The sequence below is a fragment of the Microbacterium sp. genome (genome assembly GCF_036566905.1).
Lineage (GTDB): Bacteria > Actinomycetota > Actinomycetes > Actinomycetales > Microbacteriaceae > Microbacterium.
Genome location: NZ_DATCVK010000127.1, coordinates 39,640 through 65,682 on the forward strand (window position 1 = coordinate 39,640; position 26,043 = coordinate 65,682).

Here is a 26,043-nt window from a genome sequence, read left to right on the forward strand (position 1 = left end):
CATTGCAGGCGCACTCCCCTTCGGGAGCGCGGGAACGGAGCCGGGATGACCAGCAAGCGCGGCCCCTACGCGAAATCCGACGTGCGTCGCCGGTCACTGAGCGCTGCCGCGCTCGAACTGGTGCGGCAGAAGGGTCACCGCAACGTCGCCATCACGGAGATCGCGGAGCTGGCGAACACCAGTGAGCCGACCGTCTACTACCACTTCCCCACCAAGGAGAGCCTCCTCATCGCGGCGCTGCAGCAGCACGACGAGGAGAACGCCCGTGCGCGCGGGCATGAGGCCGGAGCCATCGCCGAGATGGGAAGTCGGGCAGAGGCGGGCGTCCAGCGCACCAACTACGCCCGGCTCTACAACGAGCTGGCCGGCGCGGCCGCCGACCCGGCGCATCCGGCCAACGAGTTCTTCCGGCAGCGGTGGGCGCGGTCGGTGGACGTCGTGGCGACCGACATCCGCCGCCTGCAGCAGTCAGGCCGCGTACCCGCCGACGTGAAGGCGGACGACGCGGCGCATCTGCTGCTCGCTGCGTGGGAAGGGCTTCAGCTGCAGTGGATGCAGGGCCCGCCCTTCGATATCCGCGCCCTCATCGAGTCCCACATTCGAGCACTCCTCGGCCCGGATGCGCTGGAGTGAGCTCGGGACCTGGAATCCCGGCGCCGGGGTGCGCCGGGGTGGCGTCACAGACGATCCGCTCCAGGCCTGGCGGGCTCCGCGCGCACGGCGTTGCCGAGGGTGACGCCGGTGCCGTTGAAGGCGTCGACGGCGAACCAGGTGTCCTCATCTGCGTTCAATGACGGAACATCGAGCTCGGTCCGGTCGTAGACGAGCCAGCTGCGATACAACGCTTCGGGGCCGGCCCCGTAGCGGACGTTATAGCCGATGGCACCGTCGACGGCGGGCCAGCTGACGCGGGCGGTGCGGGGCTCGGCTCGAACCGCCGTCGGCGTCGTAGCCGAAGGAACGTCCCCGGCCGCCCGACCGAAGACCCGCAGACCGCTGACCGCGAATGCCCCGTCGAAGGGCAGGCGCGCCGCGACGACGCGGATGTAACGGAGTTCGCGCGGTACGTCGAGCGTGATCAGGGCATGCGGGCGGTCCGCTTCGTCGACGCGGCCGTCGTGAATCGTCTCCCAGCTCTGACCATCGACCGAGCCATCCACGATGACGACGGCCGGACTGTGGTCGCGGTAGATCCCGCGCCACGTGTGGCCGCCGTCGGCGCCCTCCTCGACGGGAGCGGCGACCGCCGCCAGCTCATGGTCTGCGAGATTCACCTGGACGACAGCGACAGTGCTGACGGCACCCAGGTCGAGCGAGATCCACTCCCCCTTGCCGACGCCGGACGACGCCCACCACGTCCGGATGTTCTCATCGGCAGCGAGGGCGGCGTCGTGCCCAGGCGCCGCCGAGGAGGCCGTCACCGTCGACCGGTACGAGAGCAGCATCCATTCAGGCGTGATCCTCGCCCACGGGTCGAAAGCGCCGTCGGGAACGGCGAGCGGATAGTCGGCGAAGTTCTGGTTGCAGGCCAGAACGCCGTCGGCATCGAACCCGGCGGGGAAGATGCCCAGGCGCCGCTCGAACGCGCCGTTGACGCTGATGCGCATGGTCGCGAGGTGCCACCAGTTGCCATGCTCGTCCTGGATCGTGCTGCCGTGACCTGCACCTCTGGCGAAGCCGCCCGGCTTGGACGAGAACGGGCTGGCCGTCGCATAGGAGAAGGGACCGAGCGGGGAGTCACCTACGAAGTAACCGTCCGCGTAGGTGTTGTTCTGGGTGGCCGGAGCGGCGTACTGCAGGTAGTAGCGGTCGTTGTAGCGCGTCATCCAGGCACCCTCGATGTACGGGTTCTCCCCGGAGAACGAGGCGATCATCCGTTCGCGCTCGGTCGTCGGCTCGGGCACGACGTAGTCCTCTCCCAGTCGCTCCCACCCGCGAGTGGTGGTGTCGGCGCCGATGAGCTCGACCGGCTCTCCGATCGGCGTCAGATCCTGATCGAGTTCGACGCCGCTGATCGGCTCCACGTTGTCGCACCCCCAGTACAGGTACACGCGCCCGTCGTCGTCTTGGAAGACGCTCGGATCCCAGAACGAGAACGTGCCCGGAGCGACCTCTTCGAAGTCGTCGGCCAGCGGATCGGTGCTGCGGAAGAACGGCGAGTTCGAGCCCTTGCGCGACGCACTGATCAAGAGCGCGCCGTCGACCTCGCGGACGTCGGGAGCGTAATCGAACGGGGGGAGCTTGTCGGTCGCCTGATAGACCCAGTGGAGGAGGTCGTCGGAGTGCCAGAAACCGCGCGACATCGAGACGAACAGGTAGTACTTCCCTCGATAGAGCACGAGCGACGGGTCAGCCCCTTCGCGGTGCACATTGCGGTCCGGCTCGCCCAGGAGGAGGCCGCCGACCCTCCCGGAGAAGCGGACGTCCTGGTAGCGGTAGGCGAGATCCATCGGGTTGCACAGGATGCGCGACATGGTCATCTTTCTGGCGAGGGCATGCGGGCACCACTGTCTGCTGCCCGGGTGGTGGCGATGGCATTCAAGCACGGCTCAGCGCTTCATGACAACCGATTGCCAGACGGACGTCGAAACACACGGCCGGTATGGTCGCGACCCGACGGGCACCGTGACGTGCAGCCGCGACCGGCCTTGGTAGAGTTCGCGCGTGTCAGACAGCCGGCGAGAGGTGTTGCGGCGCAGGTACCTCAGCCTCGGCCTCGGCGAGCTGGTCGCGGCGGCCGTTTTCGCCGGGATCGCCTTCGGCGTCGTGATGCCGAAGCTCGACACGTACCAGGACTCGGCTGCGTTGTGGGCCGCGCTCGTTCCGCTCCTGGTCATCCTCGTCCAGGCGGGCACCTACTGGCTCCTGGCTCGCGGATGGGTCGAGAGGGCCCCGATGCCGGTCCCGCTGGCGGCTCTCTACCGCGGGTTCCGTTACCTCGACGCCGGCCTGCTCCTGGTCGGCCTGCTCGGCGTGCTCGTGTGGCTGCCGGATCACGTCGTCGCGGCAATTGCTGTCGTGGCGGTCTGGCTCTTCGGCGTCGTGGAGTATGTGAACTACTTCGTGGTCCGTCTCGCCTATCCGATCCGCAGCTGGGCGCACACGATCGGCCAGTGGCGCACGCCTCGACTGGTGCACGACATCAACACGGCGCGGTGATCCGTAGGAGTCGTCACAGCTGCTGCGGTGTCGGCCATCACTGCCGGACCGCTTATGCGCCGATCTGTCCCACGACGAGTTCGACAGCACAGTTCTGTACGCACCCGTCGAGGTCCTGCAGTCCGCTCGTCAGGTGGCCGAGGACGACGAGTCCGTGATCGGGGACGGCCGTCCCGTCAGTGAGAAACACGACGATGCTCTGTTCGGACGAGACGTAGGCGATGTCGCCTCTGCGATACCCGTCGACAGCGGCCGTGGAGTCGAGTGCCAACGGGACTGGCAGCGGCGCGAACACCGCGGCGCCCATGCGGTCGCTGAAGGTCAGGGTGCTCGGGAGATGCGAGACGAGCTGAGCCGCGGTAGCGGAATCTTCGAACGCGGCGACAACGCACGTCGGAGGTGCCTCGTCTCCGTGGGCGAGGACGGGGACGGTCAGCAGGAGGAGCGCTGTGACGACGCTGTTGAGGACCCGCTGCGGAGCTCGGCGGAGCAGGGATCGCTGTGGCATGTCCTCAGCCAATCGATTGCGCTCTGCCGATGGGAGCCCCTGACCTGCCGTGCCCTGGCAGGGCATCCCAATGCGGATGAGTGTCGACCTAGCCTGAGTCCATGGACAACCGTTCCGAGGTGCGCGACTTCCTGATGTCGCGGCGGGCGAGGGTCGAGCCCGAAGACGTGGGCTTCGCCCGTGGCGCTGATCGACGCGTGCCGGGCCTGCGTCGCGGTGAGGCGGCGGCGTTGGCGGGCGTGAGCGTCGAGTACTACGCCCGTCTGGAGCGTGGTTCGATCGCCGGCGCGTCGGAGGCGGTGTTGGACGGCGTCGCGAAAGCGCTGCAGATGGATGACGCCGAGCGGGAGTATCTGTACCGACTCGCGCACCAGGCCGGCGGCATCACCCCGAAGAACCGCGGTGCCGAGAAGCCGACGCCCGCGTGGCGGCCGTCGCCGAGCATCCAATGGTTCCTCGACTCGATGGGCTCCGCGGTCGCGATGATCGGCAACGGCCGAACCGACCTTCTGGCATGGAACCCGCTCGGCAGCGCCCTGATGGACGAGATGCTCGCAACCGCCACGACCACACCACCGAACTTCGCGCGGTTCATCTTCCTCGAACCCGTCGCACGCCGGTTCTATCCCGACTGGGAGACCGTCGCGGGCATCAACGTCGCCCAGTTGCGGACCGAGGCCGGGCGAGACCCACACAGCAAACCGCTCCACGACCTCGTCGGCGAATTGTCGACGCGCAGCGACCACTTCCGGACGCTGTGGGGCCGCCATGACGTCTGGGAGCACCAGTCCGGAGTCAAGCGATTCCACCACCACACGGTCGGCGACCTCACCCTGCATTTCAACGGGTTGGACGTGGTTGGCCACGCCGCCGTGCAGCTCACGGTGCTCACCGCCGAGCCCGGCTCACCCGACCATCAAGCGCTGCAGCTTCTGGGCAACTGGGCGTCATCCCGAGCACCGTCCGAGGAACACCGGCCCGCCCACGCCGCAACACCCGTGAGGCGCACGGCAGTTGGCGAACTGTGATCAGTCGGCCTGCGCTGCTCGATCTCGTCACGCCGTGGACGCACGGCGTCGGCTGTCCGCGGTCGACGAGGGCGATCACGGCTCCGGCACTGACGCCGACGCAGAGGTTCGGCTAACGTCTGGCGAATGGTGAGCAGTGACTACTGGGATGCTGAGACCGCGCGGGGCTATGACTCCTCTTCTGCGGCCATGTTCGAGCCGGAGGTGCTCGAGCCCACGGTCGCCTTCCTCGCGGAACTCGCCGGCGACGGGCCGGCTCTGGAGTTCGCGATCGGGACCGGCCGGGTGGCGATCCCCCTGGCGGCGCGCGGCATCCGCGTGGCGGGCATCGAGTTGTCGCAGCCGATGGCCGACCAGCTGCGGACGAAGGCGTCCGCCGACGAGATCGCGGTCACGGTCGGCGACATGGCGACCACCAAAGTCCCTGGGATGTTCTCGCTCGTCTACCTCGTGTGGAACAGCATCGGCAATCTCCGCACCCAGGGCGAGCAGGTGGCGTGCTTCCAGAACGCCGCCGACCATCTCGCGCCGGGGGGACGGTTCGTCATCGAGCTGTGGGTGCCGCCGCTGCGGCGATTCCCACCCGGACAGACCGCGGTCCCGTTCGACGTCAGCGATGCTCACCTCGGCTTCGACACGATGGATCTCGTCACCCAGCAGGGCACCTCGCACCACTACACGCGGGACGGCGACGGCTCGGTCCGGTACGGCGCGAGCAACTTCCGCTTCATCTGGCCCGCCGAGTGCGACCTCATGGCGCGACTGGCGGGTCTCGTGTTCGAGGAACGTTACGAGGATTGGACGCGGACGCCATTCACGTCCGACAGCACGAGCCACGTGTCGGTGTGGCGCAAACCGTCAGCTGCCGGCACGCCGCGGTAGCACCTGCGACCTCAGCCCGGGCCGTCGGGATGCGCGAGATCGTAGGCGCGAGAGAGCTTCTGGGGGACGACCATGCGCCACGCGTCCACGACGAGCTCACGGGCCTCTGTGGGCTCCAGTGATGCAAGATCCGCGTGCACCCAGTTGAAGCGCAGGTCCGTCGCGGATGGCATCTGGAACTTGCGTGGATCACCCCCGACGAGCGCCGCACGCTCCTCCTTCGGAAAGGCGAACCCCATCACGCTCTCGTCGAGCGAGAACGCCACATACACGATCTGACCGACACGGAACTTCAACCTCCCGTGCACGTACACGGGGTATGAGCGCTCCAACTCGACACCCAGCGCTCGAACGTCCCCGATCACCGCCATGCTCGGATCCCATCGACGAGATCCGCCGCGATCCGCGCTGCCCCGGCTTCGAGACCTTCGAATCTGCTCACCAGCCGAGCATGACGAACTGGCCTGCGCAGATCAATGGATCTGCCGTCCCGGGGTGCTACGGCCTCCCGACCATCGCATCGGCGTGGTCGGCGACCCACGCGACGAGCGGAAGCATCCGCTCCATGAGGTCGCGGCCGAGCGGCGTGAGACTGTACTCCACGTGGGGAGGAACGGTTGGCAACGACTCCCGATGCACGAGCCCGTCGGAGGCGAGGGTGCGCAGGGTCGACGCGAGCATCTTCTCACTGATGCCGTCGACCTGTCTCCGCAGCTCGCCCCACCGCAGCGTCCCGTCGGAGAGCGCCGAGAGCACAAGCACGCCCCACTTGCTCATGATGTGATCGAGGACGACGCGCGTGCCGCAGCCCTCGTCGAAGATGCGATCCTGCGACGCGCGGATCTGCGCGAAACTAACCACCATGTGGGTACCTTACCTGAAAGTGGGTACCCGCCGGCGGGAAGGTGGACAGAAGCTGACGCGTTGTTGTGGGCGATCCCTGAGAAAGGACTCCTCATGACCATCCTCGTAACCGGTGCCACGGGCCAGCTCGGCCGCCTCGTCGTCGACAACCTCCTCGCTCGCGGCGTCGAGCCCTCGGCCATTCGCGCGGGCGCTCGCGACCTCGCCAAGGCCGCCGACCTCGCCGACCTCGGCGTGCAGGTCGTGGCCCTCGATTACGACGCTCCCGAGACTGTTGCCGCCGCCGTCGACGGCGTCGACGCCCTGTTGCTCGTCTCGAGCAGTGAGGTCGGCAAGCGCGCGGCGCAGCACCAGGCCGTCATCGATGCGGCTCGAGCCGCAGGCGTCAAGAAACTCGTCTACACGAGCGCGTCCAAGGCCACGACGAGCGACCTCGTGCTCGCACCCGAGCACAAGGCGACCGAAGAGGCCATCGTGGCGTCCGGCATCCCCGCTGTGATCCTTCGCAACAACTGGTACACGGAGAACTACGTCGCCGACGTGGCGCGCGCCAAGGAGACCGGCGCCATCGCCGCGAGCGTTGGCGAGGGCCGCGTCGCCTCTGCGAGCCGCATCGACTACGCCGAGGCCGCCGCGGTCGCGCTCACCGAGGACGGACACATCGGCGAGGTCTACGAACTCGGTGGCGACGTCGCGTGGAGCTTCGATGAGCTTGCCGCGGCGGCCTCGGAGCTGACGGGCCGAGAGGTGCGCTATACGCCACTCACGACCGCCGAGCACGCCGCCGCACTCGAGGCCGCCGGCCTCGACGCCGGCACCGTCGGCTTCGTGACCGCGCTTGACGCGAATATCCGCGACGGTGCACTCGCCGAAACCGACGGCACGCTCTCGCGCCTGCTCGGTCGCCCGACGACGCCCTTGGACGAAGGCTTGCGCGCGGCGCTCTGAGCACCCGCGGTCGTCCAGCCCGCTCGAGGAGCCTCGAGTGGGCTGGACGCGCCGTGGCTCACGTCCTGGTCATGCGGGTCAGGACGCCGCCAGCCGCAGAGGTGATACGGCGCGCCGGGCAAGTGCTCCGATAGCCGCGTCGACGCGGGGTTGATGACGCTCCGATCTCACGGCGCGGGTGAGGACCGTCACGGCGACGGGGTGCTCATCGGGGAACCGAACGACGGCAGCCTCATGGCGAAGGCTGCCGAGCGAGCCCGTCTTGCCGTGCACCGACACATCGTCATGCGGGAAGCCGGATCCGATGCGGTGCCGCCAGGCCTGATGAGCCATCGCATCCCGGACGAGTGCGTACGGATCGCCCGTTCGCCGCCACAGGATGCGCAACGCGGCGGTGAGGTCGGCGGCCGACCCCCCGCTCGCGTACGCAGGATCGTACTGAGAGGTGCCGATCATTCGATCGGGGTCAGCGAGGGCGACCTGCGCGGCAGCCCAGCTGTCTGCGCCCGTATCGCGCATGATCGACGAGGTCTCTTCGGCCGAGCCGTGACGGACGAGGGTGGTCGGCAAGCCGAGATCCTGCAGACGTCGGTGCACGCGGCCCGGACCGATCAGCGACAGGACCGCATCGCCTGCGGCGTTGTCCGACACTGCCAGCATGAGCCGCACCACGTCGCGCTGGCTCATCTCCACGTCGTCGAGCAGCATCGCGATTCCGGTCGGGCCCGCGACGCGGTCTTCTCCCCGCACGCAGATCCTCTGGCGTGGATCGAGCTGTCCATCGTCGACGAGGCATGCCCACACGAGCGCGAGCGGAAGCTTGTACACCGACGCGATCGCCACCGGCTCCGTCGGAGAGAGCCCGACCTCGCCCGGTGGGCCATCCAGCCTGCTCGCATGAACCCACGCGGACACCCCCGCGTCCCGGGCGATCTCGGCGAGATCGGCCTCGTGCGTCGCGTGGTGCGCGCTCATCGGCCGAGTGCTGCAGTCAACGCCGTCACGGCGAGCAGGTGATCGACATCCGGCCGCCGATGCTTGGGGAGCGGAGTCGCGATCCGCAGGCGCAGCGGGGGCGAGTCGGCGCCGGCAGTCGTCCCGGCTGCCGCTGGCGCCAGCCGCACGGTGTTGCGTGCTGCGGTCATGGCTCGGCGCTGAGCATTGTCGGCGGCTTCGACCACGCTGCCGCTATGACCGGCGCGGCGCAGCGCATCGACCAGCTGGTCGTGCGCGGGCGGCTGGTGGTGACGCGGTGGGACCGCGACAGGAAGCGAGCTCGTGGCATCCGCCCCCGCAGGCTCCCACCGGGTGGGCATCACCAGGACCGGTCCGGCCTCGAGGCCGTCGACGATGCCGGGATGGCGCAACACCGCGATGTCGAGTGCTCCATCGCGGAGCAGATCGACCAGTTCCACGCTCCCGGCCACAGTCGGGGCGATCTCCTGCCCCGTCGATGCGAGAGCGCCGACGACATCGTCGATCAGCTCGTCGATGTCGCCCGCCAGCCCGAGCCTGATCTGCGTCGGCGCCGCGATGCCGGTAGCAAGGTCGTCGAATTCGCCTTCGAGTCGGAGGAGTTCGCGCGCATACGGGAGGAGGGCTTGCCCCGCGGGAGTGATGCGGACCCCGCGCGCGTCCCGATCGAAGAGGCGGATGCCGAGACGCACTTCCAGCCGCTGGATGCCCTGCGAGAGGGGCGGTTGGGTCATGCCGAGGTCACGAGCGGCGTCGCCGAAGTGCCGGGTATCGGCCACCGCGGCGAAGAAGTGCAGATGGCGAAGCAGATCCATGGAATGACGATATCGAAAACGTATTGACCGAGGTGCATGAGAGTCTTTGACTCTCGCCGCACGGCACTGAAAACTGCGGTCATGGATTCCTCACACGCGACGAAGAAGAAGGCCATCAATCCACAGATCGGCCGCCGCGCCGTGCTGACCGGCGCTGGGGCGGCGGCACTCGCGGGTGTCGTCATGCATGCCGGCTCGCCCGAGACGGCATCCGCACAGGGTGTCGACAGGCAGCCGGCCGGCGGCGGCGGATTCGCCGCATTCGAATGGCTCGGCAACGCGGGGTGGAGGATCTCCACTCCGACGACGACGCTCCTGCTCGATCCGTATCTCAGCCGATTCGACACGGGCCTGGCCGCGGGCGCGTTCAAGGAGACCACTCCCCTGACGCTCGACGGCACGGCGATCACCTCGGTCCTCGGGACGCCGGGGGACGGGCGGCCCGCAGTGTCAGCCATCCTGGTCACACACACGCATTGGGATCATTTCGCGGACGTTCCGCACATCGCCGCAACGTGGAAATCGACGGTGTACACAACGCTGACGGGCTACCAGCTCGGAATCGCCATGGGACTCCCCTCCGCCCAGCTCGCGGTCGTCAAAGGTGGCGAGGAGCTCAACATCGGAGATGCGGTCGTGCGGGTGGTCCGATCGTTGCACAGCCGCAACGGTGGCGGAGGCCTGACGTTCCCAGGTGTGCGCACGCACGTTCCCCCGCCGCCCTCTACGATCGCCGATCTGCTCGAAGGCGACACGATCGGGTTCGTCATCCGACCGGCCGTTGGTCGGCCGGGCGTACTCCTGCTCGGCGGAAGTGACTACGACGATCGCGAGCTGCAGGGACTCGATGTCGACACCGTGGCGCTGCCGGTGCCGAGCAACGGTTTCACGGCGGACTACGCCGGCCGACTGCTGCGTGCTCTGGACAAGCCCCGGACGATCGTGCTCGTGCACTGGGACGACTTCGAATCCCCGCTCCGCACACCACCGAAGACCGACGACAAGACGCGCGGCCGGATGGCGGCCCTCACGGCCGACATCAAGCGGATCTCGCCGAGCACCAGAGTGGTGGAGCCGACCTACCTCACCCCGATGCAGCTGCTCTGAGTCCGGCCAACGCCCGCGATATCTCCAGGACGAACAGGAGCCACAACCCGATGGTTCGGGTTTACCGGGCGCGAATGCTCAGGGGGAGCCAGCCGCCAACTCAACGACCGTTCAGTGGCGCGAGATCGAGTTCGATCGCACCTCGGAGATGTTCTAGAGACCCCAACCGCGACGGAGATTGGCGAAGATCATCTGAAGCGCTGCGCCAGGTGAGGATTCCCGCGCCGCGATGTCCGGGCTTTCGAGGATGAATCGGGCCAACGCCCGAGCACCCGAGGCGTTCAGAGCTTCGTGTTTGCTCAGCTCGGCCGCCAATACATCCTCGCAGTCAGTCCATTTCTGACGAACGTGCGCGCGGAGTTGCGGGGTCGAAAAGATGAGCTCCAACAGTTCGTCCCGTTTTCCACCCTCGGCATTGAACGGCAACCGGCTGATCATGAATGCTTCGACGGAGCTCAATGGATCAGTGCCTGCGGGGCGTCGCTCGATTGCTCGGACGAGTTCCGCGCCCCTGTCCTCTTCGCGATCGAAGACGAGGGCGACCTTCCCGTCTGGAAAGTACTTGAACAGCGTCGTCAGCGCGACATTCGCTTCGTCAGCGATCTCAGCAACCGTGACCTGATCGAACCCGCGCTCGAGGAATAGTTCGGTCGCTGCACTCGTCAGCGCACGCCTGGTCTGTGCTCGTTTGCGCTCCCGCAGCCCACCGGTATCTGCCATGGCGCAATCCTAGATGAAATGTGTATCAACTCCGAATCCGAATCGACTGCGTTTGCGTAGTGACTGCGCATTTGCATAGACTGGCGAGATCATCCCACTCCGAATCGATCAAGGACTCACCGTGACGAAGACCGCCATCATCAATGCCCGAATCTTCGACGGCGAGAGAGTTCTCGAAGCGACCACCCTGGTGATCGAGGGAACAGACATCGTCACCATCGGCGGGCACGCGCCAAGCGACGCACGCATCATCGATGCACGCGCTGGCACCATACTTCCCGGGCTCATCGACTCACACGTTCACACGTCGCTCGAAGCGCTCGAACTCGCGCTGACGTTCGGCGTGACCACCGAGCTGGAGATGCAGGGCATGTTCACGCGCAACAAGCGCGATCAAGTCACAGACAATGACCGTCTCGCCGACGTCCGCTCGGCGGGATTTGGCATCACTCCGCCCGGCGGCCACCCCAGTGAACTCATGGGCGGCGACCACGAAGACGACAACGAGGAGGCACCCTGGGACGATGCCGACGGCGGCGAGGACGCAAGCTTCTGGCAAGACATTGTTATGCCCTTCTCCACCACTCCCGAAGAAGCGGTCGCGTTCATTCCCAAACTCGCCGAGACCGGGTCGGACTACATCAAGTTCATGATCGATGACGGGACCGTCGAGGGGGCGCCGGGACTTCCCCTACTCGGAGATGACGTCGTCACAGCCGGCGTTGCTGAGGCGCACCGACTCCAGCTCCTCACGGTCGCACACACCCTCACCATCGGTGCCACACTGACAGCCGTGAACGCCGGTATCGACGGGTTGGTGCACGTGTTCATGGACCAGCCCCACACCCAGGCGATCATCGACCAAGTCGCAGCCTCCCGCGCGTTCGTGATCCCGTGCATCGTGTTGAACGCCTCGATGATGGGCATCACCGCAACCGAATTCGCCGCAGACCTCCGCGTAAGCTCCAAGCTCGACGAGTCCTGGATCTCGACCCTGAACAGCAGCTACAACCGCTACCCCGAAGGCAACCTTGACGACGTGTTCGCGTCGGTCAAAGCACTCCATGCTGCCGGTGTCGACATCCTCGTCGGCACCGATGTCTCGTTCCCACTACCAATACTCGGCGGCATGGCGCACGGCGCGAGCGTCCATCACGAATTGCAGATGCTCGTCCGAGCCGGCCTCAGCCCACTGGAAGCACTCCGCGCAGCCACCGCAACACCCGCCCGCCGCTTCGGTCTCACCGATCGCGGACGAATTCAAGAAGGCATGCGCGCCGACCTGCTCCTCGTCGACGGCGACCCCACCACGAACATCTCGGACACACTCAACATCCGCCAGATCTGGCGCCGCGGCACCGCACTCGGGCAGAGCGGAAAGACCGACGGCTGAATCACCGCAGACCCACACGGGCATCGGACAATCCCCGCAGCCCGCGTTCACAACGTCACGGGGAAGTACAACCGGCGCACCCCTTGTCGAGAGACGTCGGACCGATCCGCCCTTGTCGGCTCATCTGGCATCGACTGCCGGAAGGCCCGCGTCTGCTGCATGCCTGCTCTAGCGGACTCAGCTCTCACTTGGCGTTAGATCGGCTCACTGCGGACCTTCTGATCCGGAGGTGAGCGGGACACTCTCGGATGGTGCGCGATTCCCCGGCTTGCAGTCGCTCCCGCACACATACACCCCGGGCAAGCCACGGCTCAGCGCCCGCGTTGCTCACACAGCACGTCAGGACTTGGTCTTGAGGAGTTGGGCGGCGCGGTCGGGAACGTAATGGAACTGCTCGACGGGTGGTCGTTGATAGTCGTTCGCGTCCGGTCGATCGGGAATCGAGACGTCGTCCAGCTCGAGACGCTGATACGGGATGCTGCTGAGCAGATGTGCGATCACGTTCAGCCGCGCGCTGCGCTTGTCATCGCTTTCGATCGTCCACCACGGCGACTCGGAAGTATCTGTCGCCGCGAACATCGCATCCTTCGCTCGCGAGTAGTCCTCCCACCGCAGGATCGACTCGAGATCGGTCGGAGACAGCTTCCAGCGACGCATCGGGTCGCCCAGCCGCGACTCGAAGCGCGACTGCTGCTCGGCGTCCGAGACCGAGAACCAGTACTTGATCAGGATGATCCCGTCCTCGATCAGCATGCGTTCCACGATCGGGCACTGGCGGAGGAATGCCTGGTACTCCTCCTCGGAGCAGTAATCCATGACGCGCTCCACTCCCGCGCGGTTGTACCAGGACCGGTCCATCAGGACGATCTCGCCCTTGGTGGGCAGCCGTTCGATGTAGCGCTGAAAGTACCACTGGCCGCGCTCCTTCTTCGAAGGCTTCGGCAGTGCGACGACGCGCGCATGTCGTGGGTTCAGGTACTGCACCACCCGTTTGATCGCGCCGCCCTTGCCCGCGGCGTCGCGACCCTCGAAGATCACCAGAACGCGCGCGCCGGTTGCTGCGACCCAGTGCTGCATCTCGACGAGCTCAACCTGCAGACGCTCGAGCTCAGCCTCGTACAGTCGCTTGGGGAGACGTTTGCCCGACTTGGTCGCCTTCTTCCTGGACATTCAGTTCGTCCTCGATCGCGGCGTGCGCGCCCTGGTCATGTCTCCGCGGTCGTGCATGATCACCATCGATTCCCGGCGTATTGTTCGCCGCGCCGCCAACACTATGCAGCCTGCAACGTGATCAGCCGGGTCTTGACAACCCGCTCGACGCGTAGGCGAAGAGCGTACGTCGGGACGACGGAGTGAGTCCGCCACCGATGACGATCTCCGCGAGATGCTCGCCCGGCAGCGCGCAGGTGATTCCGTGGCCGAGGAGGAGGGCGTTCGAGCGGCAAAACTCCCCGCAGGGGCCGCGAGTCGATGTCGCTGGGGACGCGCATCCGAGTTCTGCTCGTTGGTCAGTCGACGACGGCGACCGTGACATCGCCGCCTTCGAGGACCTGGAGCTCGTCCAAGGTGGCGTCGAAGACGCCGAGGTGGACGATGTCGGCGGAGAGCGCGCCGCGTTCGCCCGCGTAGAAGAAGGCGATGTCGCCCCAGGGGACGTAAATGGCGAGCTCGCCTGCACCGGCGCTCGACGGCGGCGAGCCCGCCGTCTGGATGGGACGCGGAGGGTAGGCGATCTTCTCCACGCCGTTGAAGTCCTCGAACTCGAGCGTCATCGGCAGCATCGTGAGCAGGTCGCGCACTGCGGGGTTGTCCTCGTCGAGCGTGACGTCAATCGCCCCTGTGGGCGCGGTGAAGCGAATCGTCGTGCCCATGACGGTGTCCACGGCTGGCTCCTCGGTGGGATTGGCGGGAAGGGCGGGGACCGCGCTCGGTGACGCGGATGCCGCGGGAGACGCGCTCGTCGCGGGCTGTTCCCCGGATGTGCTGCTGCACGCGGGGAGGAGCAGCGCAAGAGCGACTGCTGCCCCCGTACCGAGAGCTCGCCCCGGTACGCGTGTCACGCCGTCCCTTCCCCGACGAAGGTGCGGAAGGCACCGCGGTCGCGGTGCAAGGACCAGATCCGTTCGGCGAGGGCGCCGGGCTCGTGGTCGAGGTCGCCGCCGCCGATGCCCCGCGGGATGATCAGCTGCGCGACGTGGATGCTCTCGGGGGCGAGGGCGTCATGCAGCATCTGTCCGTAGGCGGACTCTCCGGCGAACGCGACGGAGGTGCCGGCCACTGCGCCGTTCGGGCGGACGGCGCTGCCGCCGTTGATGAGCAGGATCGTGCCTCGTCCGAGCACCCGCATGCCCGGCAAGACGTGCTGGACAGCGGTGACCGGGCCGTACACCGACTGTTCGACGGGGCCGACGAGGTCCTCCGCCGCCGTCTCGAGCACGGGCTTCATGAACTCGTGCGCGGGGACCGGGCTGTACTGGAGGACCTCGATCGGGCCCAGATCGGATGCCGCCGCGTCGAGGGCCTCGCGCAGCGCGTCGGGCTCGCGGACGTTCGCCGCGTACCCGCGGGCGGTCACGCCCGCTTCGGCCAGCCCGGCGGCGAGTTGATCGACGTTCTCCTGGGTGCGTGAGAGGAGCGCCACGGCGAAGCCCTCGCGGCCGAAGCGGCGAGCGGTGGCCTGGCCGAGTCCTGGGCCTGCTCCGATGATGGCGATGGTGGTCATGGTGGTCCTTTCCATGCGGGAACTCCCCGCCGTCGCACGAGGGGACTCAAAAGGTGCAGACGAGCGCTTCCGCGCTACCAGGACCGCCGTGCCAACTGGCGCCCAGTGTCGGTCCAGTTCGCGCGGCGGTGGGGTGCACCTCTTCAACGGTAGGGAGGCAGGCGAGTGCGAGGGAGTCCCTCTGAGTACACCCATCGGTCGGGACTCACGCCCGCAGGGGATCGTGCTGACGTGTCAAACGCCCCAGTGTGGATGGTGGGGGATCCTACAGATGCGCGGGACTTCGGGGCGTCCTCAGGTGCCGATCGTAGAGACCAGCACGCCACCCTCGGCCGGCAGCACCCGCCAGACGCTGCCCTTGCCCTCGACCCGGAGCCCACCATCGCCCACGATCAGAGCCGTGCGCTCGTCGACGCCGAGCCCGCCCCCGACCAGCCCCGACTCGACGGCGGCGACCAGTCGGGACAGCATGCCGCGCTCGGCCACGTGCACCTCAATGGCCACGTCGACGAGGCCGATGCCGGCCTCGATCTCCAGCTCGTCACCTGCTTCGCCAGGGTCCTCAGGTGAGACGACGACGCCGCCGATGCGCGAGCCGCTTCCGAGCGAGCCCTCCGCCGCGATCATCGCTCCGGCCGAGACGCCGAGGTAGGGCACACCGCCGGCGACCAGCCGGCGCAACTCGCCGAACACCGGCTCGAGCCCTGCGCGCACGTCCTCGACGACGCCGCCCCCCACCGCGATGCCGTCGACGTCGGCGATCGCGCCGAGCCCGATCGGCTCGCCGGGCCGCCCCGCGGTCAGGTGCACCTCGATCGCGGTTCCCGTTGCGGCCTCGGCCAGAAGCTCGCCAAGCGCCGCCGCCTTCTCCTCGGCCTCGGGGTGCAGTGAGATGACGGCGACGCGCGGCCGCGCGCGGCCTGCGTGGCCCGCTCGCAGCGCCGCTTCGGCGACGAACGGCGCGTACAGCGGGGCATCCGCACCCGTGGTCGCGCCGCCGCCGATGAGGTGCACGCTCACGCGGGATCATCCCCGGCTGCGACGGCAAGCGATGGTGCCGCATCGCGGAACCGGTCCCGAGTGAGGATCTCGCGGCGGATTCCGTCGACGCCGGCGCCCCCGTCGTTCGCATCGAAGGTCATCCGAAGAGCCTACGCGGGTTGGAGTCCAGGCTGTGCCCGCGCCGGTTCCCAGGGTCGGTGTCTACGTGTAGAAGCCGCCGCGGTTCGGTCTGAGCTGCGCGGTCCACGGCACCGCCCGCACAAATGCCGGATGACGGTGCCAAACGCGAACCGAGGTGCCGAGCGCGCCGCAGCGATCTCGGGAAGGCCAGCCACGACCATCAGCGCGCTTCAGCCGGTTGCAATTGGATCAGGGCGCAAATGACACATATGCGCCAACAAAAATGCTGGTCGATCAGGAGATTATGGCGGAGACGGAGGGATTTGAACCCTCGGTCCCCTTACGAGGACTCCACCTTAGCAGGGTGGTGCACTAGGCCTGACTATGCGACGTCTCCAGGCATCCGGCCGCGAAGCGCGGATGCACCCAGCAATCATAACCGAGACCGACGCCGCTTCTTGCACCCGCCGGTGACGTCGATGCGGCACCCCCGCGATCCCCTCGACCCACGCCTTCGTATCAACCGGACCAGCGCACCGCTCTCCCCGGTATGCCGTTCACACAGTACGGAGTGCTCAGCGGAACCCTCACGTCGCACGTGCGGGACGACCCGGACGAATTCGGGCGCTGGTGGCACGTCAATCTCAGGGTCCGCAGCGGAGCCCGCGAGTTCCGGGTGGCCGTCGACGTCGACAGCAAGAACTCGGCGGCCGGTGTCCAGTGGAAGACCGTGCGCACGACGAGCGCCAAGCTCGGCTGGCCGACGCTGCCACCTCCGGCGTTCACCCGGCTCGTCTCCGGGCCGACGACGGGGGCGATCGACGTCATCCGGCATCCCGCCCTGCGCGTCATCGGCATCCGACGATTCCTGCACTGGCTCTTCCGCGTGAGGGATGCCGTGCCCGCCGAGCGCTCGTGGTTCTGGATCCGGGTCCTCCGGCCCTGGCGCTCGGGCGATCATCTGCAGGCATCGGAGGCGCTGGAGGCGACGCTGCGTGTCGGCGCGCTCACCCTGGTGTGGGGCGAGCCGTTTCCCGAGAACGCGGCACCGGCCTCGGTGCAGGGCGTGCACAACGTCCACCAGAACCAAGGCGACCCCGCCGGCTCGCAGTGGTGGCCCGAGAACGGGATCTGGCAGGACGGTGGTGTCGCGACGCTGCAGGCCGACGGCAGCTGGCTCGTCTTCGTCTCGAAGTTCTCGACGCAGCGCGATCACACCGACAGCCAAGGGCACCCCGCCTGACGACCCGGCCCGTTCCGCGTCACCGGGGGCAGGACGCAGCCGACCAGGAAGGCGCTACCGGCCTTCCTTCTGCGTGCACGTGGTCTGCGCGGCGGTCTGCCCCGCGATGTCGGACGGCAGCTCGACCCGCTGCTCGGGCACGGGCGTCTCCGCCGTCGCCGGCGTCTCGCCGGTGGCCGGGGTCTCCCCCGCCTCCGCCGTCGCTGCGGGCGTCGGCGCCACCGCGGGCTTCTCGGCCTCGCCGGTCACCTCGACGCCATAGCCCTGGCTGGCGTCACCGGTGAGCGTCAGCGGCTGGTTGGCCTTGAGCGCGTCGAACAGGACCTTCGCGGCATCCTTCACCGGCACCACCCGGCTCGCGCCCTCGCCGGAGGTGTACCGCGTGGGGTACTGGACGAACACGATGTCTTCGTAGGGCACGTCCTTGACGGCCATCGCGATCTGCACCATGAGCGTGGGATTGGTGAGACCGGAGCTCAGCACCAGTTGCTTCTGCTGCACCTGGTTGATCGCGGTCGACGCGAGGTTCAGCAGCGTGGCAGGGTTCGACAGCACGGCGCCGGACTGCAGCTTGCGCACCATCGACGACATGAACTGCTGCTGGTTCGAGATGCGGCCGAGGTCCGAGCCGTCGCCGATGCCGTGGCGGATGCGCAGGAACTGCAGCGCCTGCACGCCCTGGAGCGTGTGGTTGCCGGCGGTCAGGCTGAGGCCGGTGTGCACGTCGCTGATGTCGTCGGCCACGCACACGTCGACGCCGCCGATGGCGTCGGACATGTTGATGACGCCGGTCCAGCGGATCGCGGCGGCGAAGTCGATCTTGTCCTCGATGAGGGATTCGACCGTGAGCACGGTGCAGGCCAGCCCGCCGTACTGGTACGACGCGTTCATCATCTGCGACGACATCGCCGAGTAGCTGCCGCTGCCGTCCTCCTTGGGGCACGACGGGATCGGCACGAGCATGTCGCGCGGGAACGAGACGACCGTCACGCGGCGGGGCTCGTCCGAGATGTGCACGAGCATGGTGACGTCGTTGCGCTCGCCCTCGGTATCGCCGCGCTGGCAGGCGGTCGACAGCTTCGCGTTATCGCCCTCGCACGAGTCGGTGCCGGCCATGAGGATGTTGACGCCGCCCTCGATCGCACCCAGCGACGGCGGCAGCACCTCGCCCTCGTCGAGCACGACGGCGTTCGCTGCCACCGTCTGCGTCGCATCCCAGACGTTGTAGGCGGCGATGCTGGCGGCGCTTACGCCGAAGATGCCGAGCACGACGCCCAGCATGGCGACGACGGTGACGAACGGATGCCGCGACTTCAGGGCACCGTGGCGCGCGAGGGGCGCCCGACCCTCTCCCGAGGGCCGCTTCGACGCCGCCATCAGCCGTTGGCCCTGACGTTGCCGGCCGAGCAGGTCTGCTGTGCCGCGTTCTGACCCGGGATGTTGTCGGGAAGCGCCACCGGAGTCTCGCTCGGCGCGGGCGCGGCCGTCGGGTCCGTGGTGGGTGCGGGGTCCGTGGTCGGCTCAGTGGTCGGCGGGTCGGCCACGATCACTCCTCCGGTCAGATCCTGGTCGTGCGTGACCTCGATCGACTCGTTGGCCGCGAGCGCCGCCCACAGCTGATCGGCCGAGTCGCGGTCGGGCACCACGCGGTTGACGTCGGCGGGGTCCGTCAGCACGGGGTACTGGACGAACACGATGTCTTCGAACGGCACGTCCTTGATCGCGAGCGCGATCTGCATGAGCGTCATCGGGTTGGTCAGCGACTCGCTCGGCGTGATGTTGTCGACCGCCGTGGTGGCCAGCTTGTACAGCGTCGTCGGATCGGACAGCACCTCGCTGCTGACGAGCTTGCGCGCGAGACTCGACATGTACTGCTGCTGGTTGCTGATGCGCGCCAGGTCGCTGCCGTTCTCGAGGCCGTGGCGGGTGCGCAGGAACTGCAGCGCCTCGACGCCCTGGATCGTGCGCGGACCCGCCGGCCAGTTGATGGCGGTGTACTTGTCCTTGATGCCGCCGTTGCCGATGCAGACGTCGACGCCGCCGATCGCGTCGGTGATGTTGATGACGTTGCCGAAGCTCACCTTCGCGGCGAACGGGATGTTCTGACCGCTCAGGTCGCTGACCGTCTTCGCGACGCACGACAGTCCGCCGTAGCCCCACGCTTCGTTGATCTGCGTCTTGGAGGTCGACGACGAGGTCGAGCCGTCCTCCCGTGTGCACGAGGGGATCGGCACCATCAGGTCGCGCGGGAACGACACCACCGTCACCCGGCGCGGGTTGTCGGAGATGTGGACGAGCATATTGACGTCGTTGAGCTGACCGCCGGCATCCGCACCCGTGCAGCGGTCACCGAAGAGGTAGGCGTACTCCTCTTCGCATTCGTCGGTGCCCACGAGCAGGATGTCGACGCCGCCCTCGATCGCTCCGATGTCGGGCGGAACGGATCCCTGGCCCTCGAGCTCGACGGCATCGGCGGTGAAGCTGGTGGTGATGTCGGTGACGGCATATGCCGCGACCCCGACGCCCGAGACCAGCACCACGGCTGCGACGATACCGATGAGTTTCGCTACGAAGCCGAACGGGCCCGGAGACGACAGCTCACCGTGACGGGCCACCGTCCTGCGGCCACGCCTCGTGGGCTTGTGCGTCGAGCTCACTCGGTTCCTCTCAGGGATGCTGCGGTCTCACGGTCGCCCCCCGGCACATCGTTTCTGCGGAGGGTGTGGGATTCGAACCCACGGGACATTGCTGCCCACTGGTTTTCAAGACCAGGTCCATCGGCCGCTCGGACAACCCTCCCGACCGACGACGCCCCGGAGGGCGACATCCGTCGAACAGGCGTCGAGTCTAGCCGACAGCGCTGTCGCCCCATTCTTCCAACGGCGCCTGGCAATCCTCTGAAGGACACAGCCGTTCCCTGCGGGGCGAGACGAAACGTCAGAGGAGGCGCAGCACCGCAGCGACGCCGCCCTCGTGCACCGACGCGGTGGTCTCGCCCGCGGCATCCCGCACTTCCTGCGGGCCCTGCGCCATCGCGACCGCGCGCCCGCCGTTGTCGAGCGCCCAGCGGAACATGCCGACGTCGTTGCGGCCGTCGCCCATCACGAGCACGTGGGCCGGGTCGATGCCGAGCTCGGTGCGCACGAGCTCGAGGCCGGTGCTCTTGTCGACGCCCTGCGGTGCGATGTCGAGCCATGCTGTCCAGCCGACGGCGTACGAGACGTGGTTGAGCCCGATGCTCGCCACCAGGTCTACGAAGTCCTTCTCGCGCTTGTCGGGCGAGACGACGACGATGCGGCACACGGGCTGCGCGCCGAGCTCTTCGAACGGCACCCGGCGTGCGTTCGTGAGATTCCAGTCCTCGAGGTACTCCGTGTACAGCCGGCGGCCGTCGGGCAGCTCGACGAGGTAGCGGGCGTCGGGCAGGTGCTCGCGCAGCTGCGCGAGCACGTCGCTCGGATCGAAGGTCTCGACGTGCCAGCGCTCGTACTGCAGCTCGTCGGCCTCGAGGCGCTTGAGGACGACGGCGCCGTTGGAGCACACGACGAACTCCGGGGCGATGCCCAGCACGCGGACGATGCCGCGGGTGCCCTCCCAGCTGCGACCGGTCGCGACCATCACCTCGTGCCCCGCACGGTGGGCGTGCTCGACGGCGTCGACGACTCCCGGGCTCAGCGACTCGTCCTCGAGCAGCACCGTGCCGTCGATGTCGAGTGCGATCAGGAGCTGCTCGGTCGCGACCGCGGGGTTCTCGGTATCGCGCGCGACCCGCTCGACGAGCTTCGCAGCCTTCTTCGGCGCGACGACCTTGATCGACCCGGTCGCGGGCAGGTGGGCGTCGGTCACGCGATCGGCTCCATGACCTCGAGTCCGCCGAGGAACGGTCGCAGCACCTCTGGCACCGTGACCGAGCCGTCCTCGCGCTGATGCGTCTCGAGCAGCGCCACGATCCATCGCGTGGTCGCCAGCGTGCCGTTGAGCGTCGCCACCGGCTGCGTCTTGCCGCCTTCGGGTCGGTAACGGATGTCGAGCCGACGTGCCTGGTAGGTCGTGCAGTTGGACGTCGAGGTGAGCTCGCGGTAGGCGTTCTGCGTGGGCACCCAGGCCTCGACGTCGTACTTGCGAGCGGCGCTCGAGCCGAGGTCGCCCGCGGCGACGTCGATCACGCGGTACGACAGGCCCAGGTCCTGCAGCATGCGCTCCTGCAGCTCCACGAGACGCAGGTGCTCGGCCTCGGCCTCTTCGGGAGTCGTGTAGACGAACATCTCGAGCTTGTTGAACTGGTGCACGCGGATGATGCCGCGGGTGTCCTTGCCGTACGAACCGGCCTCGCTGCGGTAGCAGGTCGACCAGCCGGCGTAGCGCTTGGGGCCGCGCGAGAGGTCGAGGATCTCGTCCATGTGGTAGCCGGCGAGCGGCACCTCGCTGGTGCCGACGAGATAGAGGTCCTCGTCGTCGAGGTGGTAGACCTCGGCGGCGTGCTTGCCGAGGAATCCCGTACCGCGCATGACCTCGGGACGCACCAGTGTCGGCGGGATGATGGGCGTGAAGCCCGCCTGCAACGCGCGGTCGAGGCCGAGATTCATCAGCGCGATCTCGAGGCGGGCGCCGATGCCGGTCAGGAAGTAGAACCGGCTGCCCGAGACCTTGGTGCCGCGCTCCATGTCGATCGCGCCGAGCCGCTCGCCGATCTCGAGGTGGTCGCGGGGCTCGAAGCTGAACGCAGGCACCTCGCCGTGGGTGCGCAGCGTGACGAAGTCGTCCTCGCCGCCAGCCGGCACCCCTTCGATGACGATGTTCTCGAGGGCGGCGAAGGCCTCGGCGGAGGCCTCCTCGGCGGCGGTGACCGCGTGCTGAGCCTGCTTCACCTGCTCGCTCAACTGCTTCGCCTCAGCGACGAGCGCCGCCTTCTCCTCTTTCGGCGCCTGCGCGACTCTCTTGCCGTGAGCGTTCTGCGCGGCGCGAAGCTCTTCGAACGTCGTGATCGCGGCGCGTCGTGCCCGATCGGCCTCCACGGCGACGTCGACGGTGTCGGGCGACTCGCCCCGCGCCTCCTGCGAGCGCTTGACCAGCTCGGGATTGTCGCGAAGCAGCACGGGATCGATCACCCTGCAAGCTTAGTCGGCGCCTCCGCGAGGGCAGGTGTGACGGCTCCCGACCGCGTCACCGCCGAGACACCCAGGCAGGCACCTTCGCCCCATATGCGCCCGACCGGCGCTTCGCGTCCTACTCTTGACGACATGGCGGCATCTGGATCGAGCGACGACGCACGACCCGAGGATGCACGCCCCGAGGACGCCCGACCCGAGGACGACCTCATCCCGCATCCCGCCGACGCGATCTACGCCGACGGGCCCAGCACGGCCGAGCTCAACCTCGCCGACGCGGAGATCGAGGAGACGATCCCCGACGCCGAAGCCGCCACACCGGCGGGGCCGTCCGAGACCGGAGCGCCCGACCCGGCCGAGGCTGCCAAGCCCGACGACGTGATCCGCGAGCCCGACGACGTCGAAGCCGACACGGCTGACGGCGAGGCCGGCCACGCGCGCCGCGTCGACGCGGCCGGCCGGACGCGCCCCTTGGAGACGGCGGGTGAGCGCCCCTCACCCAAGGCCGCCCTCGTCTACAACCCGATCAAGGTCGACGCCGACGCCCTCCGCGACACCGTCACCCGGCTCTCGGCGGACGCCGGCTGGGCCGAGCCGCTCTTCTACGAGACCACGGTCGACGACCTCGGCGACGACGTGACCCGTCAGGCGCTCGACGAGGGCGTCGACACCGTCCTCGTTGCCGGCGGCGACGGCACCGTGCGCGCCGTGTCGGAGGCCATGAGCGGCAGCGGCGTGCCCCTCGCGATCGTTCCCAGCGGCACCGGCAACCTGCTCGCCCGCAATCTGAGGCTGCCGCTGACCGAGCCGGATGCCATGGTGCGCGCGGTCTTCGACGGCGAGAGGGTCGCCATGGACGTCGGCTGGACCGAGCTCGGTCGTCCCGACGGGACGACCGCCGAGCACGCCTTCGTGGTGATGGGCGGCATCGGCCTGGATGCCGCGATGATCGCCAACACCAACCCGCAGCTGAAGAAGTCGGTGGGGTGGGTGGCCTACGTCGACGGAGCGGCGCGCGCGCTGCCGTACGCCAAGCCGTTCCGCGTCGTCTACGAGCTGCCCGGGCACCGCCTGCACTCCTCGCGCGTGCAGAGCGTTCTGTTCGCGAACTGCGGGAAGCTCCCCGCGGGGCTCGACCTCATCCCCGAGGCCTCCGTCGCAGACGGCGCGCTCGACATCGTCATCTTCCAGCCCAAGGGCCCGTTCGGGTGGCTGTTCGTCTGGCGCCGCGTCGCGTGGGACAACAGCTTCCTCCGCCGTTTCCGCACCGGGCGCCGCGTGCTGTCGCTGCGCACCAAGGACAACGCCGTGATCTACTCGCGCGGCGCGGGCATCGAGCTGGCGACCCACGAGCCGCGTCCCGTGCAGCTCGACGGCGACGAATTCGGCGAGGCCCTCTCGGTGAAGACCCGCGTCGCCCCCGCCGCACTCCTGGTGGTCGTGCCCAAGGGCCACGACACCGACGGCCTCTGACGAGGACTCAGCCTTTCACGGCGCCGCCCATGCCGGCGCTGTTGAGGAACACGCGCTGGAACAGCAGGAAGAGCAGGATCGGGATCACGGTCGAGATCGCGAGCGCGGCGAGGAAGACGTCGAGCTCGATGAACTGCTGCAGCTGCGGCAGGCGCACCGACAGAGGCTGCAATGCCGGGTCCTTGAGGACGAGCATCGGCCAGAGGAAGTCCTTCCAGGCGGCGATGACCGCGAACACCGAGACGACTCCGAGGATCGGCCTCGACATCGGAAGAACCACCGACCAGAAGAGGCGGTAGGGCCCGGCGCCGTCCGTGCGCGCCGCCTCGAAGACCTCGCGGGGCAGCGAATCGAAGAACCGCATGACGAGCAGCACGTTGAACGCGTTCGCACCCGCCGGTAGCCACACCGCCCAGAACGTGTTGATCAGAGACTGGCCGAGCAGGGGCGGCTGCACGATCGTGAGGTACAGCGGGACGAGCAGCACGATGCTCGGCACGAACAGCGTCGCCAGGACTGCGCCCACGATGACCTTGCCGTAACGCGGACGCAGCACTGACAGCGCGTAGCCGGCCGTCGTCGCCACGAGAACCTGCACCAGCCACACGCCGAGCGCGATGATCACCGTGTTGCCGAAGTACTTGTCGATCTCGACGCGATTCCACGCCTCGCCGAGGTTCGCCCAGTCGATGCCGTTGGGCCAGAGCGCGAGGGGCTGTCGCAGCGTGTCCTGCGTCGGCGTGACAGCCGACTTCGCCAGCCACAGGATCGGTCCGAGTCCCACGACGACCAGCGACACCAGCAGCACCGCGTGAGTCGCGCGCGTCGTGGCACGGACCCGTGGGCGGCGCCAATCGGCGGACGAGAGGATGCCGCGATCGGCGTCGTCGTCGCGCAGGCGGCGGCGCGCGACCTTGGCATCGACCGCGCTCACGACGTGCTCCAGCTCTTGGTGAGGCGGAAGTAGACCGCGGAGAAGATCGCGAGCACGACGGCGAGCATGATGCTCAGAGCCGTGGCAGCACCGTAGTCACCGCCCAAGCTGTTCTGGAACGCGTACTTGTAGATGAGCATCAGCACCGTCATGGTCGAGTTGGCCGGGCCACCGGCGGTCAGGAGGAAGGGTTCGAGGAACACCTGCGCAGTCCCGATGATCTGGAGAATGAACGTGACCAGCAGCACGCCGCGCAGCTGAGGCACGGTGACGTGCCACACCTTGCGCCACACTCCGGCGCCGTCGACCTCGGCCGCATCGTAGAGCTCAGGGGCGACGCCGATCAGGGCGGCGAGGTAGATGATGACCGTCCCTCCGGCCGCCGACCAAGTGGCGAAGAGCACGATCGAGGGCATCGCGGTGGCGGGGTCCTGCAACCACGGCAGCGGACCGAGTCCGAACCAGCCGATGATGGTGTTGAACACACCATTCGGCGACGCATCGTAGAAGAACTTCCACAGGAGTGCTCCGACGACGGGCGGGACGATGACGGGCAGGTACGCGAGGGCGCTGTACAGACCGCGACCTCGACGGACCTCACTCATCAGCACCGCGACCACGAGCGGGATCGGGTAGCCGAGGAGCAGCGCGAGCACCGCGAACCACAGCGTGTTGAGGACGGCGGTCCCCAGCAGCGGGTCGTTCAACACTGTCGCGAAGTTCTCGAGGCCTACCCACTCGGGCGGCGAGATGAGGTTCGTGTGCTGGAAGGCCATGACCGCGGCATCCACGATCGGCTTCCACGAGAAGAACACGAAGCTGATGAGGAGCGGGACGAGGAAGACGAGGGTGTGCGGGCCGTCGCCTCGCACCCACCCGCGGACGCCGCGGCGTCTGCGGGGCTCCGTGCTCACGGCACGGTCGATGGTATCGGGCGTCTCGGCGACGGGCGGTGGCGCCGTCGTCGGCGTCAACTGCGTCATAGCGGGTCCTGTTCCAGGTCGGCGTCCTCCCGGGGCGAGCCTGCCCCGGGAGGACGGGG

Annotated in this window: 27 protein-coding genes and 2 tRNA genes; 9 read left to right on the plus strand and 20 right to left on the minus strand. The window is 68.0% G+C overall.

The window, feature by feature from the left end:
• Positions 1–45: 45 nt before the first annotated feature.
• Entirely contained in the window at positions 46–633 is a 588-nt protein-coding gene (locus tag VIP82_RS09610) for a TetR/AcrR family transcriptional regulator (protein WP_331907982.1), read from the plus strand.
• 44 nt (positions 634–677) lie between these two features.
• Here the strand turns inward: VIP82_RS09610 and VIP82_RS09615 are convergent, their stop codons facing one another.
• A complete protein-coding gene (locus VIP82_RS09615) occupies positions 678–2,474 on the minus strand; it encodes a family 43 glycosylhydrolase (RefSeq protein ID WP_331907984.1) in 1,797 nt (598 codons plus the stop codon).
• Between the two features lie 190 nt (positions 2,475–2,664).
• On the opposite strand from VIP82_RS09615, the gene VIP82_RS09620 reads away from it, so the two are divergent.
• The gene (locus tag VIP82_RS09620; protein ID WP_331907986.1) at positions 2,665–3,159 is read left to right on the plus strand and encodes a hypothetical protein; all 495 of its coding nucleotides are present in this window, start codon (positions 2,665–2,667) and stop codon (positions 3,157–3,159) included.
• 52 nt (positions 3,160–3,211) lie between these two features.
• Here the strand turns inward: VIP82_RS09620 and VIP82_RS09625 are convergent, their stop codons facing one another.
• The gene (locus VIP82_RS09625; RefSeq protein WP_331907988.1) at positions 3,212–3,667 is read right to left on the minus strand and encodes a cyclophilin-like fold protein; all 456 of its coding nucleotides are present in this window, start codon (positions 3,665–3,667) and stop codon (positions 3,212–3,214) included.
• A gap of 101 nt (positions 3,668–3,768) precedes the next feature.
• Here VIP82_RS09625 and VIP82_RS09630 point away from each other — a divergent pair, with 101 nt between their 5' ends.
• Positions 3,769–4,695 carry a helix-turn-helix transcriptional regulator gene (locus VIP82_RS09630; RefSeq protein WP_331907990.1) on the plus strand — a complete coding sequence of 309 codons (927 nt, stop codon included), beginning with the start codon at positions 3,769–3,771 and terminating at the stop codon, positions 4,693–4,695.
• A 126-nt stretch (positions 4,696–4,821) separates the two neighbouring features.
• The gene (locus VIP82_RS09635) at positions 4,822–5,577 is read left to right on the plus strand and encodes a class I SAM-dependent DNA methyltransferase (protein ID WP_331907992.1); all 756 of its coding nucleotides are present in this window, start codon (positions 4,822–4,824) and stop codon (positions 5,575–5,577) included.
• A gap of 11 nt (positions 5,578–5,588) precedes the next feature.
• Here VIP82_RS09635 and VIP82_RS09640 read toward each other — a convergent pair whose 3' ends face one another.
• Positions 5,589–5,948, minus strand: a complete 360-nt coding sequence (locus tag VIP82_RS09640; RefSeq protein WP_331907994.1) for an MmcQ/YjbR family DNA-binding protein — start codon at positions 5,946–5,948, stop codon at positions 5,589–5,591.
• A 127-nt stretch (positions 5,949–6,075) separates the two neighbouring features.
• Positions 6,076–6,441 (minus strand): winged helix-turn-helix transcriptional regulator, encoded by a 366-nt coding sequence (locus tag VIP82_RS09645; RefSeq protein ID WP_331907996.1) that lies wholly within the window; start codon positions 6,439–6,441, stop codon positions 6,076–6,078.
• A gap of 93 nt (positions 6,442–6,534) precedes the next feature.
• On the opposite strand from VIP82_RS09645, the gene VIP82_RS09650 reads away from it, so the two are divergent.
• The gene (locus VIP82_RS09650; RefSeq protein WP_331907998.1) at positions 6,535–7,389 is read left to right on the plus strand and encodes an SDR family oxidoreductase; all 855 of its coding nucleotides are present in this window, start codon (positions 6,535–6,537) and stop codon (positions 7,387–7,389) included.
• Between the two features lie 78 nt (positions 7,390–7,467).
• Here VIP82_RS09650 and VIP82_RS09655 read toward each other — a convergent pair whose 3' ends face one another.
• Positions 7,468–8,364, minus strand: a complete 897-nt coding sequence (locus VIP82_RS09655) for a serine hydrolase (protein ID WP_331908000.1) — start codon at positions 8,362–8,364, stop codon at positions 7,468–7,470.
• Positions 8,361–9,179 (minus strand): LysR family transcriptional regulator, encoded by an 819-nt coding sequence (locus tag VIP82_RS09660; RefSeq protein WP_331908002.1) that lies wholly within the window; start codon positions 9,177–9,179, stop codon positions 8,361–8,363. Before VIP82_RS09660 ends, VIP82_RS09655 begins: the two co-directional genes overlap by 4 nt.
• Positions 9,180–9,260: 81 nt before the next feature.
• On the opposite strand from VIP82_RS09660, the gene VIP82_RS09665 reads away from it, so the two are divergent.
• On the plus strand, positions 9,261–10,286 hold the full coding sequence (locus VIP82_RS09665; RefSeq protein WP_331908004.1) for an MBL fold metallo-hydrolase: 1,026 nt from the start codon (positions 9,261–9,263) through the stop codon (positions 10,284–10,286).
• Between the two features lie 153 nt (positions 10,287–10,439).
• Here VIP82_RS09665 and VIP82_RS09670 read toward each other — a convergent pair whose 3' ends face one another.
• Positions 10,440–11,006, minus strand: a complete 567-nt coding sequence (locus VIP82_RS09670) for a TetR/AcrR family transcriptional regulator (RefSeq protein WP_331908006.1) — start codon at positions 11,004–11,006, stop codon at positions 10,440–10,442.
• A gap of 121 nt (positions 11,007–11,127) precedes the next feature.
• On the opposite strand from VIP82_RS09670, the gene VIP82_RS09675 reads away from it, so the two are divergent.
• Positions 11,128–12,399 carry an amidohydrolase family protein gene (locus tag VIP82_RS09675; RefSeq protein WP_331908008.1) on the plus strand — a complete coding sequence of 424 codons (1,272 nt, stop codon included), beginning with the start codon at positions 11,128–11,130 and terminating at the stop codon, positions 12,397–12,399.
• Positions 12,400–12,738: 339 nt separating this feature from the next.
• Here the strand turns inward: VIP82_RS09675 and ppk2 are convergent, their stop codons facing one another.
• The 6 genes from ppk2 to VIP82_RS09705 all read right to left on the minus strand — a co-directional run bounded on the left by ppk2 (position 12,739) and on the right by VIP82_RS09705 (position 16,640).
• Positions 12,739–13,569, minus strand: coding sequence for a polyphosphate kinase 2 (gene ppk2 / locus VIP82_RS09680; protein WP_331908010.1), 831 nt, complete (start codon positions 13,567–13,569; stop codon positions 12,739–12,741).
• Between the two features lie 338 nt (positions 13,570–13,907).
• The gene (locus VIP82_RS09685; RefSeq protein WP_331908012.1) at positions 13,908–14,282 is read right to left on the minus strand and encodes a cyclophilin-like fold protein; all 375 of its coding nucleotides are present in this window, start codon (positions 14,280–14,282) and stop codon (positions 13,908–13,910) included.
• 173 nt (positions 14,283–14,455) lie between these two features.
• A complete protein-coding gene (locus VIP82_RS09690) occupies positions 14,456–15,121 on the minus strand; it encodes an SDR family NAD(P)-dependent oxidoreductase (RefSeq protein ID WP_331908014.1) in 666 nt (221 codons plus the stop codon).
• Positions 15,122–15,415: 294 nt separating this feature from the next.
• Positions 15,416–16,141 carry a Type 1 glutamine amidotransferase-like domain-containing protein gene (locus VIP82_RS09695; protein ID WP_331908016.1) on the minus strand — a complete coding sequence of 242 codons (726 nt, stop codon included), beginning with the start codon at positions 16,139–16,141 and terminating at the stop codon, positions 15,416–15,418.
• Complete coding sequence (locus VIP82_RS09700; protein WP_331908018.1) at positions 16,138–16,263, minus strand: hypothetical protein; 126 nt, start codon at positions 16,261–16,263, stop codon at positions 16,138–16,140. Before VIP82_RS09700 ends, VIP82_RS09695 begins: the two co-directional genes overlap by 4 nt.
• A gap of 285 nt (positions 16,264–16,548) precedes the next feature.
• A tRNA-Ser gene (locus VIP82_RS09705) sits at positions 16,549–16,640 on the minus strand.
• A 153-nt stretch (positions 16,641–16,793) separates the two neighbouring features.
• On the opposite strand from VIP82_RS09705, the gene VIP82_RS09710 reads away from it, so the two are divergent.
• Positions 16,794–17,486, plus strand: a complete 693-nt coding sequence (locus VIP82_RS09710; protein WP_331908020.1) for a DUF2278 family protein — start codon at positions 16,794–16,796, stop codon at positions 17,484–17,486.
• A gap of 54 nt (positions 17,487–17,540) precedes the next feature.
• Here the strand turns inward: VIP82_RS09710 and VIP82_RS09715 are convergent, their stop codons facing one another.
• The 5 genes from VIP82_RS09715 to serS form a co-directional block, all read right to left on the minus strand.
• Positions 17,541–18,863: an LCP family protein gene (locus tag VIP82_RS09715; RefSeq protein ID WP_331908022.1), complete on the minus strand. Its 1,323-nt coding sequence runs from the start codon at positions 18,861–18,863 to the stop codon at positions 17,541–17,543.
• A complete protein-coding gene (locus tag VIP82_RS09720) occupies positions 18,863–20,101 on the minus strand; it encodes an LCP family protein (protein ID WP_331908061.1) in 1,239 nt (412 codons plus the stop codon). Before VIP82_RS09720 ends, VIP82_RS09715 begins: the two co-directional genes overlap by 1 nt.
• 99 nt (positions 20,102–20,200) lie before the next feature.
• Positions 20,201–20,285 (minus strand) — tRNA-Ser (locus tag VIP82_RS09725).
• 138 nt (positions 20,286–20,423) lie between these two features.
• Positions 20,424–21,332 (minus strand): HAD family hydrolase, encoded by a 909-nt coding sequence (locus tag VIP82_RS09730; protein ID WP_331908024.1) that lies wholly within the window; start codon positions 21,330–21,332, stop codon positions 20,424–20,426.
• On the minus strand, positions 21,329–22,594 hold the full coding sequence (gene serS / locus VIP82_RS09735; protein ID WP_331908026.1) for a serine--tRNA ligase: 1,266 nt from the start codon (positions 22,592–22,594) through the stop codon (positions 21,329–21,331). Before serS ends, VIP82_RS09730 begins: the two co-directional genes overlap by 4 nt.
• A gap of 132 nt (positions 22,595–22,726) precedes the next feature.
• Here serS and VIP82_RS09740 point away from each other — a divergent pair, with 132 nt between their 5' ends.
• On the plus strand, positions 22,727–24,067 hold the full coding sequence (locus tag VIP82_RS09740) for a diacylglycerol/lipid kinase family protein (protein WP_331908028.1): 1,341 nt from the start codon (positions 22,727–22,729) through the stop codon (positions 24,065–24,067).
• Between the two features lie 7 nt (positions 24,068–24,074).
• On the opposite strand, the gene VIP82_RS09745 is transcribed toward VIP82_RS09740, so the two are convergent.
• Both VIP82_RS09745 and VIP82_RS09750 read right to left on the minus strand, forming a co-directional pair.
• Complete coding sequence (locus VIP82_RS09745) at positions 24,075–25,001, minus strand: carbohydrate ABC transporter permease (RefSeq protein ID WP_331908030.1); 927 nt, start codon at positions 24,999–25,001, stop codon at positions 24,075–24,077.
• Entirely contained in the window at positions 24,998–25,984 is a 987-nt protein-coding gene (locus VIP82_RS09750) for a carbohydrate ABC transporter permease (RefSeq protein WP_414684649.1), read from the minus strand. Before VIP82_RS09750 ends, VIP82_RS09745 begins: the two co-directional genes overlap by 4 nt.
• Positions 25,985–26,043: the final 59 nt, after the last annotated feature.